At 39.1% G+C, this 16,126-nt stretch carries 13 protein-coding genes and 1 pseudogene; 7 read left to right on the top strand and 7 right to left on the bottom strand.

What is annotated here, in order from left to right:
• Positions 1 to 74: 74 nt before the first annotated feature.
• From nuoK to AC2SLL_RS01275, 5 genes are all read left to right on the top strand, one after another.
• A complete protein-coding gene (nuoK, locus tag AC2SLL_RS01255; protein ID WP_486529913.1) occupies positions 75 to 428 on the top strand; it encodes an NADH-quinone oxidoreductase subunit NuoK in 354 nt (117 codons plus the stop codon).
• A gap of 4 nt (positions 429 to 432) precedes the next feature.
• The gene (gene nuoL, locus AC2SLL_RS01260; RefSeq protein ID WP_486529850.1) at positions 433 to 2,307 is read left to right on the top strand and encodes an NADH-quinone oxidoreductase subunit L; all 1,875 of its coding nucleotides are present in this window, start codon (positions 433 to 435) and stop codon (positions 2,305 to 2,307) included.
• Position 2,308: 1 nt separating this feature from the next.
• Entirely contained in the window at positions 2,309 to 4,054 is a 1,746-nt protein-coding gene (gene nuoM, locus AC2SLL_RS01265; protein ID WP_486529851.1) for an NADH-quinone oxidoreductase subunit M, read from the top strand.
• On the top strand, positions 4,054 to 5,529 hold the full coding sequence (locus tag AC2SLL_RS01270) for an NADH-quinone oxidoreductase subunit N (protein ID WP_486529852.1): 1,476 nt from the start codon (positions 4,054 to 4,056) through the stop codon (positions 5,527 to 5,529). The genes nuoM and AC2SLL_RS01270 overlap by 1 nt, the downstream gene beginning before the upstream one ends.
• A gap of 147 nt (positions 5,530 to 5,676) precedes the next feature.
• Positions 5,677 to 6,588 (top strand): ferredoxin--NADP reductase, encoded by a 912-nt coding sequence (locus AC2SLL_RS01275; RefSeq protein WP_486529853.1) that lies wholly within the window; start codon positions 5,677 to 5,679, stop codon positions 6,586 to 6,588.
• A 186-nt stretch (positions 6,589 to 6,774) separates the two neighbouring features.
• On the opposite strand, the gene AC2SLL_RS01280 is transcribed toward AC2SLL_RS01275, so the two are convergent.
• From AC2SLL_RS01280 to dnaQ, 7 genes and pseudogenes are all read right to left on the bottom strand, one after another.
• A complete protein-coding gene (locus AC2SLL_RS01280) occupies positions 6,775 to 7,119 on the bottom strand; it encodes a hypothetical protein (RefSeq protein WP_486529854.1) in 345 nt (114 codons plus the stop codon).
• 65 nt (positions 7,120 to 7,184) lie between these two features.
• Complete coding sequence (locus AC2SLL_RS01285; protein WP_486529855.1) at positions 7,185 to 7,544, bottom strand: DUF3144 domain-containing protein; 360 nt, start codon at positions 7,542 to 7,544, stop codon at positions 7,185 to 7,187.
• A 98-nt stretch (positions 7,545 to 7,642) separates the two neighbouring features.
• Positions 7,643 to 8,809: a methionine adenosyltransferase gene (gene metK, locus AC2SLL_RS01290; protein WP_486529856.1), complete on the bottom strand. Its 1,167-nt coding sequence runs from the start codon at positions 8,807 to 8,809 to the stop codon at positions 7,643 to 7,645.
• 555 nt (positions 8,810 to 9,364) lie between these two features.
• Positions 9,365 to 10,060 carry an endonuclease III gene (nth, locus tag AC2SLL_RS01295; RefSeq protein ID WP_486529857.1) on the bottom strand — a complete coding sequence of 232 codons (696 nt, stop codon included), beginning with the start codon at positions 10,058 to 10,060 and terminating at the stop codon, positions 9,365 to 9,367.
• A 173-nt stretch (positions 10,061 to 10,233) separates the two neighbouring features.
• Positions 10,234 to 11,061, bottom strand: coding sequence for an RnfABCDGE type electron transport complex subunit B (locus AC2SLL_RS01300; RefSeq protein WP_486529858.1), 828 nt, complete (start codon positions 11,059 to 11,061; stop codon positions 10,234 to 10,236).
• Positions 11,062 to 11,255: 194 nt separating this feature from the next.
• The gene (locus AC2SLL_RS01305; protein ID WP_486529859.1) at positions 11,256 to 12,938 is read right to left on the bottom strand and encodes a hypothetical protein; all 1,683 of its coding nucleotides are present in this window, start codon (positions 12,936 to 12,938) and stop codon (positions 11,256 to 11,258) included.
• Positions 12,939 to 13,140: 202 nt separating this feature from the next.
• Positions 13,141 to 14,825: pseudogene (gene dnaQ, locus AC2SLL_RS01310) on the bottom strand (DNA polymerase III subunit epsilon); the annotation flags it as partial.
• Between the two features lie 375 nt (positions 14,826 to 15,200).
• Between dnaQ and AC2SLL_RS01315 the strand changes: the two are divergent.
• Together AC2SLL_RS01315 and AC2SLL_RS01320 are read left to right on the top strand one after the other, a co-directional pair.
• The gene (locus AC2SLL_RS01315) at positions 15,201 to 15,761 is read left to right on the top strand and encodes a hypothetical protein (RefSeq protein ID WP_486529860.1); all 561 of its coding nucleotides are present in this window, start codon (positions 15,201 to 15,203) and stop codon (positions 15,759 to 15,761) included.
• Positions 15,762 to 15,779: 18 nt separating this feature from the next.
• Positions 15,780 to 16,085: a hypothetical protein gene (locus AC2SLL_RS01320; protein WP_486529861.1), complete on the top strand. Its 306-nt coding sequence runs from the start codon at positions 15,780 to 15,782 to the stop codon at positions 16,083 to 16,085.
• The last annotated feature ends 41 nt before the right edge of the window (positions 16,086 to 16,126 follow it).

Genomic DNA, 16,126 nt, shown 5'->3' on the forward strand with positions numbered 1-16,126 from the left:
TATCAGTTCAACAAGTGGCGTCGTCTACCGTAACTGAACAGGCTAGTAATATTTTGCCAATAGCCCAAGTTGAGATGGTTGATAGGTCACATAGTGAGATCGCTATCGACAATGGGTCTTTAGGCAGTATACCAATGGAGCACGGACTCATATTGGCTGGTATTATATTTGCCATTGGTTTATGCGGCGTTATGGTACGTCGTAATTTTTTGTTTATGTTAATGAGTTTAGAGATAATGATGTCTGCTGCTGGCCTTGCGTTTATTGTTGCAGGCAGTCATTGGCTCAGTGCTGACGGTCAAGTGATGTTTATATTTATACTTACCTTAGCTGCTGCTGAGGCCTCAATTGGACTGGCAATTTTATTGCAGTTCTACCATCGCCGTGGTCATTTAGATATCGATTCGGCCAACGAGATGAAAGGATAATGTCATGAGTCTATTACCATTAGCTTTTATCTTTCCTGCATTTAGCTTTTTGATTTTGGCCGCTTTTCGTGACAAATTATCGGAGCAGCAAGCAACGTGGCTTGGTGTTGGTAGCATGGGCTTATCCGCACTATGTGCGCTATTTGCGGCAATCAATTATTTATCTCAGTATGATCCAAGCACGATCATTTATATCCCATTATGGACATGGCTACAAGTCGGCGACTTTGCCCCTGCATTTGGTCTAAGCTATGATGGTTTGGCTCTAACCATGACAGGCGTTATCACCGGTATCGGCTTTTTGATCCACCTTTTTGCCTCATGGTATATGAAGGGTGATGTTGGTTTTGCTCGATTTTTCAGTTATATGAACTTATTTGTCGCTAGCATGCTATTACTGGTTTTGGCAGACAATTTATTGCTACTATATTTAGGATGGGAAGGCGTTGGTATTTGTTCATATCTACTTATTGGGTTTTATTTTCAAGACAGGGCGAATGGACGTGCTGCGATAAAAGCATTTACTGTGACACGAATCGGTGATGTGTTCTTGGCTTTTGGACTATTTTTGCTATTCCGTGAATTTGGTACGCTAAATATACAAGATATTATTACCACTGCACCAACATTGTTTGAGACCAATAATTCAACTTTAGTATTAGCCACCATGATGCTTGTGGGTGGGGCTATGGGTAAATCAGCTCAAATACCTTTGCACACTTGGCTTGCAGATGCAATGGCAGGGCCTACTCCTGTTTCAGCATTAATCCATGCAGCAACTATGGTAACTGCCGGTGTGTATTTAATTGCTCGTATGCATCCTTTATTTATGTTAACGCCCGGAATACTTCTTTATTGGGTCGGTGGCGTGGGTGGTATTACATTAGTCGTTGCCGGCTTATGTGCGCTGGCTCAAACGGATATTAAACGCATTTTAGCGTATTCTACGATGAGTCAAATTGGATATATGTTTTTAGCCTTGGGGGTGGGAGCGTGGCAAGGTGCTATCTTCCATCTCATGACTCATGCCTTCTTCAAGGCTTTATTGTTCCTGTCTTCTGGTGCGGTAATTATTGCGGTACATCATGAACAAAATATTTTTAAGATGGGCGGGTTACGCAAAAAAATCCCGCTTGTTTTTTGGTGTTTCATTATTGGTGGCGGGGCATTAGCAGCGATACCGTGGATAACTGTTGGCTTTTATTCTAAAGAAGCGATTCTTTGGGAGGCTTATGCAGCCGGTCATCAAACCTTATTTTACATGGGCGTATTTGGGGCATTTTTAACTTCACTGTATACCTTCCGTATGATTTGGTTTACCTTTTTTGGTCTAGAGAAAACGCCTGCTCATAAATTAACAGGTCTATCTTATCAAATCCCGCTTATGGTATTGCTTGTCTTATCGACAGCTGTAGGCGCATTAATCTCTCCACCTCTTCAAGGGGTACTGCCTGACAGTGTGGGTCATATTTTAGAGCTAAATGGTAGTGCTCATGCGAAGCATACGGCAGAATATATTGCCATGGGTTCTATGGGAATAGGTTTTATTGTTGCTTATCTATTGTATGTAGCAAATAGCAGTAAACTGATTAACAAATTCAAATCATCACGGCTAGGCAGTGCCATTAATTATTGGTGTTATCACGGCTTAGGCTTTGATGCACTATACGACTTGATTTTTGTAAAACCGTTTTTATTCATTGGTAAATTACTAAAAGTTGATCCTGTTGATAAATCATGGAATATTCTACCAGCAATGGCTTCTGTTGGTAATAAAGTATTGACCATGACACAAACAGGTTCACTTAGAGGGTATGCCGCAAGCTTTGGACTGGGGATGGCAGTGTTACTGATACTTGTCATGATGACGGTGGTTTAAAATGACAGAAACTCAATTAGCTTGGATGTTGCCGGCACTTATTGCGATACCGTTTATATCTGGTACGCTATGTTGGTTAATAGAAAAAGTAAACAATCGTCTGCCACGTTGGATTGCTTTGATTGGCATGATAATTACTTTTATATTGACGCTTGTCTTGTGGAAAGAGGGTGGCTTTGCTGGGTTAAGTGAACAAGTTTTAGCACCAACCGATAAATTGCCCTGGTTCGCCGAATTTAATTTACCGTGGATAGATGCTTTTGGCATTCGATTTCATTTAGCAATGGATGGGCTTTCCTTACTCATGGTTGCACTGACAGCCTTTCTGGGTATCATGGCTGTGGGGTGTTCATGGGGCGAAATCCAGCGCCGTGTTGGTTTTTTTCATCTCAATTTGTTGTGGAGCTTGGGCGGTGTTATTGGTGTCTTCTTAGCCATCGATTTGTTCTTGTTTTTCTTCTTTTGGGAGATGATGCTTGTTCCCATTTATTTCTTAATTGCGATTTGGGGTCATGACTCGATAACCGGTAAGACTAAAGAGTATGCAGCAACTAAATTCTTCATATACACGCAGGCGTCTGGACTAATCATGCTGATTGGCATATTGGTGCTGGTTATCATAAGTTATACTCAGTCAGGTATCTGGAGCTTTAACTATAATGATTTACTTGGTACTAGACTAGGCGGATGGGAGTATCCTGTGATGCTCTGCTTCTTTATTGGCTTTGCGGTTAAATTGCCGATTATACCATTTCATGGTTGGCTACCAGATGCACATGCACAAGCACCAACAGCGGGTTCTGTTGATTTAGCTGGTATTCTAATTAAGACAGCAGCATACGGTTTAATTCGATTTGTATTGCCTTTATTTCCAGAGGCTTCTCATCAATTTGCGCCAATCGCGATGACATTAGGTGCTATAGGTATATTTTACGGTGCTTGGTTGGCGTTTGTACAAACTGATGTCAAACGTTTGCTCGCTTATACAAGTATTTCGCATATGGGGTTTGTGGTACTCGCTATTTATGCAGGTACTTTAATTAGCCTGCAGGGCTTAATGGTACAAATGATTGCGCACGGTCTGTCTTCTGCTGCATTATTCATCATGGCAGGTCAATTATATGAACGTTTGCACACTCGAGAGTTGCCACTAATGGGAGGCATGTGGGGTCAATTCCGTTATTATGCACCTTTACTAATGTTCTTCTGTGCTGCCTTACTCGGTATTCCAGGCACTGGAAACTTTATTGGTGAGATTCTTATATTATTAGGTTCATTTGAACATTATCCTATATTTGTGATTGTCGCTACATTCAGTTTAGTATGGGCTGGTTTATACTCCCTTATCTTGATTTATCGGGCATTGTTTGGCGAGCTAAATCATCCTAGATTAATCAAAGCTAAGCATACGGCTGCTGCCACCATTACCTCAAAGCAACCACTGACCTACGCTGCAGCAATTGAAGCAGAAAGTGAGAGTGCCTTAGATCAAATAGTACTTGCTAAAAATCCAACTGATATAGTGGAAAAACCACACAAACCAATTGTGCTATATGATTTGAATAAGCGTGAACTGGCGTTACTCCTAGTATTGGCCGTTGGTTTGGTTTGGCTCGGCTTGTATCCTCAACCTGTTTTGGACACATCGAGCCATGCAATGCAGTGGATTCACAATGCTTATGCTTACTCTGAAGTTTTAAACTTTGATAACCTATCTTCATTGAATGGCATAGGGGAGGCTCGCTAATGACTGATCTTACTTCAAATGCTTGGCAGGCCCTTTTACCATTTTCTCCCATTCTTATAGTTTCAATTACCTTACTTATTGCCATGTTAGGGATTACTATAAGGCGTTCACATTTTGTGACTGGAACGATAAGTGTCTTAGGACTAAATGTTGGTTTGGTAGTATTAATTGGCCAGATAATGGGCTGGTTTTTGGTTCCCCATAGTCGCTCAATGGATACTATGTATACAGTCGACCCTTTCGCACAATTTAATATGGTCGTTATTTTTATTTCTGCCTTGGCATGCTGTACCTTGGCGTATCCATATTTTAGAACCTTCAAAGACTATAAAGAAGAACTTTATTTATTGATGTTACTTTCAACTATTGGTGCTTTGTTAATGGTTTGCGCCCATAACTTGGCCTCATTTTTTATCAGTCTAGAGCTGTTATCGGTGCCTTTATATGGAATGTTAGCATATACATTTATGCGAAGCAGGTCATTGGAGTCCGGTCTTAAGTATTTGGTACTTTCAGCCACAGCGTCAGCAACACTGCTAATGGGTATGGCGTTTGTTTACGCTTCGACTGGTACGTTAAATTTTAAAGAAATAGCCACTGCACTAACAATGGTTAGCGATGCTCCTTTGATGATTTTGGGTGCGGCGCTGATGGTATTTGCTATTGCTTTTAAATTGTCAGTGGCCCCTTTTCATATATGGACACCTGACGTTTACCAAGGTGCTCCAGCACCAGTCGCAACTTTTCTTGCGTCAGTAAGCAAAATTGCAATGATGGCCTTAGCCATTCGGTTTTTCCTAACCACTACAATAATAACGATGCCTTCTGTCATTATGCTGTTGACTGTTAGTGCCACCCTATCCATATTAGTGGGTAATATATTGGCACTCAAACAGACAAACCTAAAGCGCCTGCTTGGTTATTCCTCAATTGCGCATATGGGTTACGTGTTAGTGGTTATCCTGAGTATTGGTCCTGGTGCCTATTCGATATCAAACATGTATATGGTCATTTATGCCTTAACATCCTTAGGTCTATTTGGCGTCATTACCCTAATGTCTAGCACCTACAAACAGTCAGGTGAAGCATCAGAGCTACATCATTATCAAGGCTTATTTTGGCGCCGCCCAGTATTAACAGGGGTTATGACTATTATGTTGTTATCTATGGCAGGAATTCCGTTAACGGCTGGATTCGTAACTAAGTTTTTTGCAATTGTTGCTGCGGTTCAAGGAATGCAATGGTTCTTAGCAGGCATGATTATACTAGGCAGTGCAATTGGATTATATTATTACCTTCGTGTTATGCTTACCTTATTCAAACGACCAAGTAAAACGATGGAGTTTGACGCTAGATGGCATTGGGGTATTCAAGTAGGTGGGTTAATGGTAATTGTGGTAACCCTTACCGTCATATACTTTGGTATATTACCTAATGACTTCATCCTATGGTCCGATCATTCCATAATTTGGTAAGTATTTGATATTTAATATCTTTTAAAGTGTTTTTAATGTTGGTAGCGTCTGTAAGATTTAACCAACACCGTTAGCTTTAATGGTAGATACAATCAAATTTAGCGGTTTTTTTAAGAACATTTGTGTGGTTAGGTCTAAGTGGTACTTATGAGTGATAATTCAGATAACATAGCTAGAGTTAAGGTACTGAGTAAAACCAGTTGGACTCCTACGCTGTTTAGCTTTACCGTAACCCGTCCAAAAAGCTTTAAGTTCACTGCTGGACAGTTTGTACGTTTGGGGGTTAATCCAAGTCGGCTTAACTTCCATAAAGTCACAAATGGGTTAAACAATACTGATTTGAACAGTACTGATATAAGTAGTACTGGTGTTAGTGACGATCAAGCCAATAGTAAATTCAATTCTGATAATGATAATTCTGCCATAGATGAAGATATCTTTAGAGCATACTCCATTGTGTCATCTCCCTATGATGAGGTACTGGAGTTTTTTTCAATTGTCATACCTGACGGTGCATTTACATCCCAATTGCAACACCTACAAGTGGGCGATGAGTTATTACTCAACACGACACCGTTTGGTTTTTTAACATTAGCTCGTTATCAGGAACCTGCCCCTAAAGACTTATGGCTATTAGCTACTGGAACTGGACTAGCACCCTTTTTATCTATGTTGCAAGATTTAAAGACTTGGGAAAATTATACGCACATCATTCTAGCATATAGTGCGCGTACTCAAAGTGAGCTTGCCTATGTCGATAGGATTAACAGATTAGTTGAAGACTTTGCTGCTCTTGTAGATAATCCTGCCAGCTTCACGTTTGTGCCCATCGTCACACGTGAGGTCATTAAAAGTGCATTAGATAAAAGATTGCCAGAGTTATTAAAGACTGGAGAGCTGGAAGGTTTTGTTGGTCGTCAGTTGGATCCTAATTCTTCACATGTCATGCTATGTGGAAACCCTCAAATGGTTGAAGATACCAAAGAGACTCTGAAAGAGATGGGATTGATCATGAATCGACGTGGGGTAGGAAATATTGCTGTTGAGAATTATTGGTAAATTTATTCGGGTAACGCGGTGTATTTAGCCACTTTATACATGATAGGTCTTTATTGAATTGGTAGGACTGTTATTACATTAGCTATGTCTATAATTAAATTAACGTCCAAATAGAAACCGCATATAGATTTAGCTATATGCGGTTTTTCTAACTTAATTATAGTGTTTTAAACGTAATGCAACAGTCTAATTAATAGGGCATTCGCCTTTCTCATAACTTATTAGTTCCGGAATATTTGAAGCTGAACAAGCGTTGCCAGCCGTTATTCTCGATACCGTACCATCAGTATTTTTAATTGTTGCACATACAGGATCATAATGCATGGTACACGCTCTTTGCGAAGGGCCTAAATCAGATGGATTCTCTATAGTAATGCCTTTATATGACTCAGGAGGTGTGTGCTGTTTAGAGGTCACACCATTAGTACATCCCGATAAGAAGATGGCTATGAGTAAGGTAGTATAAGTCAGGGGTTGTTTTGACTTTTTTAATACTAATGCACTTGGGTTATGAGGTCTAAAGTTCAACATTTGAATGCCAATAAGGTAATGATGAAGTAGCTGTTAGTTTGTCACTAATTAAGCATAGAAAGATACTACTTATCCAATTGTACATACTTATCAAAGTTTTGTACGTAATCATCAATATTGTCACTCAGCATTTGACGGTATTGTGAGGTATAAAACTCTAAGATTTCATTTTTCTCTTTAGCAAGGTCTTCTCCTTTCACAAAACCAATAGAAGCAACTGATGAGCTGTAACGTGCCGCCGCATATAATAGTGAGGCGCCTACTTGACCAGAATGTGCCTCTTTGCCAAGCTGGCTATTTGCTAATTCAATAATAGCATCAGCACGTTTGTAAAATGATTCAATATCAGCTGGAATCTCAATATCATTGGACTGATCAGCAATATGAAGACTGTCTTCAGTATGATTTAAATTTTGGTTTGTCATAAGTATCCTACGCATTAGTCTAAGTTATTAATAAAAACAACCGAAGTGTGCTGCACATTTAAAAGTAAGACTGCTAATAGCCAAAATTATGAGATAGCTTAAATATTGGCATCTGCTTTTAAGATGTCTGCTTTATCTGTTTTTTCCCATGTAAATGCAGTCTCACTTCCCGTGCGACCAAAATGACCGAATGTAGCGGTTTGCTGATACATAGGTTGTAGAAGATTGAGCATATGAGTTATACCGTAGGGGCGCAAGTCAAAATGAGTACGGATAAGCTCAATGATGGTTTCATGACTTATCTTGGAAGTACCAAATGTGTTTACAGCAATAGATGTTGGTTGAGCAACCCCAATCGCATAGCTAATTTGCACTTCACAACGGTCAGCTAAACCTGCGGCAACAATGTTTTTTGCGACATAACGACCTGCATAAGCCGCACTACGGTCTACTTTTGAGGGGTCTTTACCACTGAAAGCACCGCCACCGTGACGGGCCATACCGCCATAGGTGTCAACTATAATTTTTCGACCGGTTAGACCGGCATCACCTACGGGGCCACCAATAACAAACTTGCCAGTTGGGTTGATATGGTAGCGTGTATGTTTGTGAAGTAGGTTAGTGGGTAAAACCTGCTTAATAATCTCTTCCATAACCGCTTCTTGAAGCTCTGATTGAATAATGCTTGGGTCATGTTGCGTTGATAAAACAACCGCATCAATGGCAGAGGGAATACCGTTGGAGTATTTTAAGGTTACTTGAGCCTTGGCATCAGGACGTAGCCATGGTAGATCACCTGAACGGCGTAGCTCTGACTGACGCTCCATTAAGCGATGAGCAAACTGAATGGGCGCAGGCATTAGTACGTCCGTCTCATTACTGGCATATCCAAACATCAAGCCTTGATCTCCAGCACCTTGATCTTCGGGGTTTGAGCGGTCTACCCCTTGAGCAATTTCAGGTGACTGCTTACCAATCATATTAATAACTGCACAAGTATCGCCATCGAAACCTAAGTCAGAGTGATGATAACCGATACCATTAACAGTATCACGTACAATGCGTTCAATATCGATATTAGCTGTCGTCGATATCTCTCCAGCTAAAACGACTGCCCCAGTCTTAACCAATGTTTCACAGGCCACACGTGCGTGCAAATCCTCCCTCATGATAGCATCCAGCAAAGCGTCTGAGATTTGATCAGCCATTTTGTCAGGATGACCTTCGCTAACAGATTCTGAAGTAAAAATTTGATAATCATGCATAGTAGAATTGTCACTTATTTGCAGGCGCTGTCTTAACAGTGATGTCATTTGTTGTATATATAATAAACATAATATGACAGACGGAAATAGGATTAATAGAAAATGGTCTATATATTACCTTGAATCATAGTAAAACTCTAGTATGGTTACTGTCTAATAGTGAAATTGATTAATATACGGATTTAATGTTGCTAATGAGAGGCGAAATAATCTTAAATTTCACTAGATACGCATCAATAGCCTCTTGGAGCCAACTTTGTCACTCTTTATCCATATAGTAATAATTATCCATAGAGTCATAATTATCAGGAATATCTAAAACGATGAGTGGTTTATTATTAGAAGTTGTTCGAGAATATTCTTTAATGAACTTTTTATGCTTATATCCCATAATGAAGATAATATCTAACCATAGGATATCGCCCAAAGACAATAAATGGCGTGCAGACCTATATATTTGCGCTTAACGTACGTAGTAATCAGGGTGTTCTCTATAAAACATTTCAGCCATTGGGCTACGCCATTTACTTTTCGAATAAACAAAGAGTAGATTCATCAAAGCTCTATAAACTTAGACTTGTCTTTAAACATGCATTCTTCATAAACAGGGCATTTGCCGCACTTTGGAGTCCTAGCTTGGCAGGTATATCGACCATGCAAAATTAAATAATGATGAGCATCCACTAAAAAATCTTCAGGAACACGTTCTAGTAGCTTTTTCTCAACCGCCAGTACCGTTTTTCCAGTAGCCAGCCCTGTACGATTACTAACCCTAAATATATGGGTATCCACCGCCATAGTAGGTTGTCCAAAAGCAGTATTTAAAACCACATTGGCTGTTTTGCGACCGACTCCAGCAAGTGCTTCTAAGTCTTTACGAGTATCTGGTACTTGACCATTATGTTTTTCAATTAAATCGTGACAAGTTTTAATGATGTTTTTAGCTTTAGAATTAAAAAGTCCAATTGATTTTATGTATTCTTTTAGGCGGTCTTCGCCGAGCGATAAGATAGCTTCTGGGGTATTAGCGATAGGGAATAATCGTCTAGTTGCGATATTAACACTAACATCAGTGGCTTGAGCTGATAACATAACCGCAATCAATAACTCAAAAATACTGCTGTATTCAAGTTCGGTTACGGGTTCATCAATTGTAGCAGCAAGCTTTTCAAAAAAAGCACGTACATCACGATTGGGTAGCCGCCGTGAGGCTGGGGTATTTGCTGTTTTATGCTTAATGGTTTTACTCATAGTAACTCTAAATAGTAAGGCCAAATAGTAAGGTCAAATAGTAAGGTCAAATAGAAAATCTAAATATTGACGCTTCATAGTAAGTTTTAACTAGTAACTATTGAATAGCCAAGCTACTGGCGGCCAATCAATACGGGTAAGAGGTAGCACTATTGTAGATTATAAATAAAATTCTAGTTGATAAAGCTGTTGAGTTGATCTTTTAAAGAATCTAGCTCTGCTTGTTTTTTCTGGTTATAACGAACACTCAATTGTTTTTCTAATTTTTTAATTTTGGTCCGAATCTTGGCCGTAGCGATAGTTGCCTTAGCTTCGGCCTCATTAATATCTAAGCTTTTATGTGCCGCATTACCCAGCTTAGTTTCAACCATACTGGTAACAGGTTTCGCATGCGCACTATCTGACATGTGCTCAGCTACACGATTCAAATGTGTGTGGTAGCGAGTGCGCAAGTGTGCCTGTTCTTGATTTCTATATTCGATAGTGTCAAATTCGGCCCCTCTTTTGATTTCAACTAAATCAATACAGTCGACAGGGCAGGGTGGTAGGCATAATTCACAACCCGTGCATAAATCTGTAAAAATGGTGTGCATATGTTTGCCAGTGCCTACTATCGCATCAACAGGGCAAGCAGGAATACATTTTGTACAGCCAATACAGTCGTCTTCCCGAATAATAGCACGCACTTCATTCGGGCGCTGGGTGTTCGGATTAATAGGCCACTGAGAAGGACGCGCTATTAAGGCGTTGCGATCTAAAAGATGAGCAATAGCATCCGTTACAGGCTGACCACCAGGTACACACTTATTATGAGGCTCATTATTCTTTACTATCGCAACAGCATAGGGCAAACAGCCATCTGCATGGTCGCATAATCCACACTGAGTTTGAGGTAATAGAGCATCAACTGCCGCAATTTTTTCACGGTCTTGCTTATCCATAGAACTAAGGTTTAAACGCTTAAATAAGATAGGAAGGTTGTCTAATCTTTGTGTGCTCATCGCTTGTATTATCATCAACAGTTGATTGTTATTGAATAAGTAAGATAGTCTATCATAACCGTTTACTGTGGGTATCTATATCAAAATAACGACAACGCCAAGTTATCGTTATTGACTATTCTTTAGCTTGAAAGTTTTTACAATTGTGTGCGTTTAATAGCTATTGAAATATTTAGGCTTATTAACAGAGGTCTCTATACAGCCAATAATTTATTCAGGCTGTCAACACTGACCCGTAGGGCACGGTAGCCTACAGGTTGAGATTTTTCATATCCATTTAAATAGTAATCAATGCTGAGTATGATATCTGCGATTTGCGCTAAAATAATATCGCCGATGGGCGTTTTAGAATCTATAACTTTAGTTTCCATAAACTTGGCCAAGCGGTTTAGTATGGTATACCCATCCGATAAATCCAGAAAGTAGAGCGCACCAGAAACTTGCTTAATCAAGGTGGGTATCTCAGAAAGTATTGATATATCACTATAATCACTTTCAATATAATCGTTAATAATATGTTCAATGGTAGTAATAATAATTCGGCTTTCTTTGACTAACGTCTCGTAAGCCGTGTTGAGTTGATATGCTGAAATCTTTGAATTATGAAGGGGCTGCATAATAGCGCCAGGAGTATGAGACTTAGCCAAATATACGGCAGCATTCTCACTGATCATCAATGATCCCAGTAGCTTATCGAAGTCTTCAGAGCTTGGTGTATCCCATTGACTAACTTCTTGCGCTGATGCTTTCAATGCGGCCGCGGCTTCATTCAGATTGATGAGATGTAAAGTTGAAGCCAAGGTGTTTAGCTTGACTGAAATTTCTTTGGCATCCTGTTTTGTAGGGTTTTCACTTTCCCCTCGTACAAATGCGTCAACACGCTCTTTAATGATATCAATACTATTTTGGATCAGTTTATTTATTGTATTTGCAACTTCGCCATCTGGACCATATAGGTAGTACTTCATTTGGGTAAGCTGTTCATCATTTAAACGAGTTGAATCAATTCTCCGCTTAATACCTTGAGCCAATTCATTTTCACGAGAGCAGGCAAAGCTAATTAAGTTTGCAAATTCACTATTATTAGCCGATAGGTAGCCATTAAACTGTTGTTCTAAAAATATGAGAGTTCTCTTTTGTGAGTCATTTAAAGGTAAAATAGAGCTAATATTATATGTTACGGCTTGGGCAGCTTGCCAAAATAGCTTATCAGAATGCTTGGCAATTAAACGACAAACATTACTCATAGTTTCAAGTTTTTGAGCGTCTTTATCCGCTAATTTACCGTTCTTATTCGCTAAAGCAACCTCTAATCCGGCTCTATAGCCCATAATTAATGGCTGTGAATTTATAGGCAAACTTTGAATAGCCTCATAATGAGCTTCTGGATCTACAATTGATATGTTTGAGTAGTCAGAAGTGATAAACGTTTGTTCGTCGATTAAATTACGACCAATATTGGCATTCAATTTGTTTATCACTGGAACTAATAAAGTAGGTTCTATGGTTTCCTTTAAAAGTACAAATTCTATGTACCGCCCTAATGTCATTACCCCTTCAGAAATGTTAAGTATTAATTCTTCATTGGAATTATCACCCTCATCATAAAGTTTGCGAATACTGATAGCTAAAACATTCGCTAGTTCGCTAACGCCGTATAATGCAATTAGTTTTAATACCGAAGATAGTTGTTTAAACATATCAATTGAATCGATCAATAAAGGGGCTTGCTCTTGATCGTCATAAAACTCACTGAGGTGGGTTTCTGCATTTTTTAACGTAACTTTAATTTCTGGTATTAATAGATAGAGTAGTGGTAAATTAAAATTTGTAGCGCTTAGCGGTTTAAATGATATATTTTTTTGGCTAAATGGCATAAAATCGCTTCCAGTGCTAGGTAATCTATATTACCGAATAAGTATCATGTTTATAATATTAGGTCTTTATGAAAAGACTGGTTTTTAATCTTTCAGCTAGTTTAACAGCTCCACTAACGTCATAGTTGTTTGGTTGCAAACAGTGATGGAGATCTGCTTCGTCAGTAATTTGCGACAAGCAATGAACCTCTTGTAAGATAGATAAATTGGGATTATTAGCGATTAGACTAGCTACCCAATTAAAATGTTGAATAAAGTTGGTTTTGGCGACAATGAGTTTATCAGCAAGATGGCTAAAATCAGTATGTGAGCCGCCGCCTTCACTTTGTGCATCCTCATCAATAGCAAGTGAGACTTGCCCACCTGTCATAGCAAGATATACTTCAGCTAAAATCTCAGCATCCAATAATGCCCCATGAAAAGTACGGTCCATTTTACCGACATTTAAACGACGCACAAGCGCATCAAGTGTGTTTTTTTGACCAGGATATTGCTGCTTAGCCATTACCAACGAGTCAGTTACCGTAACTTTATCAGCAAAGTCTGTAAGCCCAACTTTATCAAACTCCATTGATAAAAATGTCATATCAAAAGGGGCGTTATGAGCAATAATTTCTGCACCACTCATGAAATCGTATAGTTTCTGCGCTACCTCATCAAATGTAGGTTTATCTGCTAAGAATGCTTCTGTAATACCATGAATACGTATTACTTCATCATCCATACCACGTTTGGGGTTAATATAAACGTGTAGTTTTTCGCCAGTAAATTTGCGATCAACAAGTTCTACAATACCTACCTCAATCACTCTGTCGCCCTTAAGCGCATCAAGACCAGTAGTTTCCGTATCCATAATCAACTGGCGACCCAGCTCTCCTTTATGAGTTGGATCTGGTAGTAGGGGCTTGAAGTTAGGGTTTGCACGGCTTGTATCACCATCAAATTCGGCAATAGTATCCTCATTATCGAGCTGCGATACCTTTGCAGGTTGCTCAGTTGAATGGGTTTGGTTGATTGCTAAAGCGGAATCTGAGTTCATTTTTCTATCATTAAAATTTGAGTCAAGATGATTGACTCTGGTGTCACCATTAAGCATATCATTTGTAGAGTGTTCTTCATAATCAGTAGCCATAGCGTGTTCAGCCTCACTCTCCAAATCGCTATCCAGATTACTCTCTAAATCAACATCTAAATCATTTTCAAACCCTAAGGGATCAGTAAAAAGCCAGTCATCTTCTATATTAGACTTGGCATCTTGATTAGAGAGGTTAGTGCCAGAAGATGAGTTTGAATGATGTTGGGACATGGGCTGCCTATCAATTTGAAAAGTCTTAGATTGCTGATGATGTTCTTTTACAGAGTCATTTGTTGAACAGTTATTTAGTTTTTTTTTAAAGTATCGGATACTGTATCTGAACCTACAGTATTATCAGAAGACGCTAATATGCCTTTATTAGCCAGTTCATCAGCCTTTTCATTACCGGCATGCCCCGCATGACCTTTGACCCAATGCCAATTGACATCCCTGGCACTTTGTAAGGCATCAAGGCGTTGCCAAAGTGCTTGATTCTTAACTGGCTTATTGGCGGAGGTCTTCCAACCTTTTTTCTTCCAACCATGTATCCACGATGTTATACCATTTTTCACATAACTAGAGTCTGTCCATATCTCAAGCATATCTTGACTAGGGCTTTTTTCAAGTGCAATGATGGCACCCATCAGCTCCATTTGATTGTTAGTGGTGTGCGATTCACCGCCAAAATATTCAATGTGAGTGCCATCACTTAATATTAATAGAGCGCCCCATCCGCCAGGCCCTGGGTTGCCTTTGCAGGCACCGTCAGTAAAGGCAATAGTAGTGTTGGGTTTCGGGTTTAGAACTGACATAAGGGCTCACATAGCTAGATTATAAATGACGAGGTAGGAGACTATAGATTAGTGTGAATAGTATAGCAAAATTTGTCAACTCAATCTGTTTAGCTGAATTATTTAATGCACATTGATAACATCGATTGACAGAAGTTTGCTAGAATGAACGTTGAAATTATTAGATAATTTGGGTGGATATGACAAAGAGATGTCATACTAAAATTACATTTTTTTGAATATATTGCCTTTTTAGTTTAAGGTACTTCTCTTTATTTAAGATGTTGTATATTAAAGTTGCTGTATATTAAAGTTGCTCAGGAATTTATTTTGAATCCATTTACAAAAAGGCAAAAAAAACATGATCCCATAATTTGTAGGAGATATCAGACACTTATGGGAGCTTTTATGCTGTTCATGGGGTTATGTTTACCAGCATGTGATAATTTAGGAAAATCAGATCATAGTGAGTCTAATCACGCGTATGATGAAGTTAAAGATGACGATAAAGATAAGCAGTCATTAAAAGCAAATAGCCGTATTTTTTCTGGCTGCTATACCGTTGATAAATCAGAACCCGCTCAAATCAAGGTTAGTCAGCAAGATAATGGGTTAGTCATGCAAATGAAAGAGCCTTTATCGGCAAAGCGGGTGTGGGATAGCCCAGAGCCCCTTGAGATTTTAGACGTTAACCAGTCTTCAAATTACTTTTCTATCGAGTCAAAAGAAGTGACTCACCTGATTGCAAGACCAGACAAGCTCTTGGTTATCGCTCATGTTGACAGTGCCTTTGCAAATATGGATCCTCTATTGGATAGTGATTATTTAGGGTATATACTTCAAGGCGCAAATACGATCTTTAAAGTTGAATGTGACGACATACATAGTGATGAGGTTGTAGAAGGTAAAATGAGTAACATTACCATCAAAACATTGCCAAATACTAATTCACTGTAGGACTAGGATTAAGATTAGATGGGGTTTTTGAATTATCTACTATTAGGTGCTATTGCTTATGGCTTGGGATGGGCAGTGCGGATATATGTCCTTGAAAACGGGGTAATGCCAAAAGAGCCATATAGTATGAAGCATCCTATTGTAATAAGATATTTGGCTTTATTTTTTTTGTTTATGTTAGTGGTTTCAGCGTTATTGGGTCGCTTTGTTATCGGTCATAATGAAATTGATATTCCTTTTATTGTTGTCAACAGTATCGTGTCTACTTTTGTGTTTTCATTTGGGCTTAGTCCAGATCATGTGCAGCACGATTTACCTGATTAATCGTTAAAATAGAACAATCGCAATCAACTTATTTATGATAT

It is taken from the genome of Psychrobacter sp. CX97 (genome assembly GCF_057396285.1).

Excerpts from the sequence above, each read along its gene's own strand:
- nuoK (WP_486529913.1), top strand. The coding sequence starts at position 75 with ATGGTTGATAGGTCACATAGTGAGATCGCTATCGACAATGGGTCTTTA.
- nuoL (WP_486529850.1), top strand. The coding sequence starts at position 433 with ATGAGTCTATTACCATTAGCTTTTATCTTTCCTGCATTTAGCTTTTTG.
- AC2SLL_RS01270 (WP_486529852.1), top strand. The coding sequence starts at position 4,054 with ATGACTGATCTTACTTCAAATGCTTGGCAGGCCCTTTTACCATTTTCT.
- AC2SLL_RS01275 (WP_486529853.1), top strand. The coding sequence starts at position 5,677 with ATGAGTGATAATTCAGATAACATAGCTAGAGTTAAGGTACTGAGTAAA.
- AC2SLL_RS01320 (WP_486529861.1), top strand. The coding sequence starts at position 15,780 with ATGGGGTTTTTGAATTATCTACTATTAGGTGCTATTGCTTATGGCTTG.
- AC2SLL_RS01315 (WP_486529860.1), top strand. The coding sequence starts at position 15,201 with ATGGGAGCTTTTATGCTGTTCATGGGGTTATGTTTACCAGCATGTGAT.
- metK (WP_486529856.1), bottom strand. The coding sequence starts at position 8,809 with ATGCATGATTATCAAATTTTTACTTCAGAATCTGTTAGCGAAGGTCAT.
- AC2SLL_RS01285 (WP_486529855.1), bottom strand. The coding sequence starts at position 7,544 with ATGACAAACCAAAATTTAAATCATACTGAAGACAGTCTTCATATTGCT.
- AC2SLL_RS01305 (WP_486529859.1), bottom strand. The coding sequence starts at position 12,938 with ATGCCATTTAGCCAAAAAAATATATCATTTAAACCGCTAAGCGCTACA.
- AC2SLL_RS01300 (WP_486529858.1), bottom strand. The coding sequence starts at position 11,061 with ATGAGCACACAAAGATTAGACAACCTTCCTATCTTATTTAAGCGTTTA.
- nth (WP_486529857.1), bottom strand. The coding sequence starts at position 10,060 with ATGAGTAAAACCATTAAGCATAAAACAGCAAATACCCCAGCCTCACGG.
- AC2SLL_RS01280 (WP_486529854.1), bottom strand. The coding sequence starts at position 7,119 with ATGTTGAACTTTAGACCTCATAACCCAAGTGCATTAGTATTAAAAAAG.
- nuoM (WP_486529851.1), top strand. The coding sequence starts at position 2,309 with ATGACAGAAACTCAATTAGCTTGGATGTTGCCGGCACTTATTGCGATA.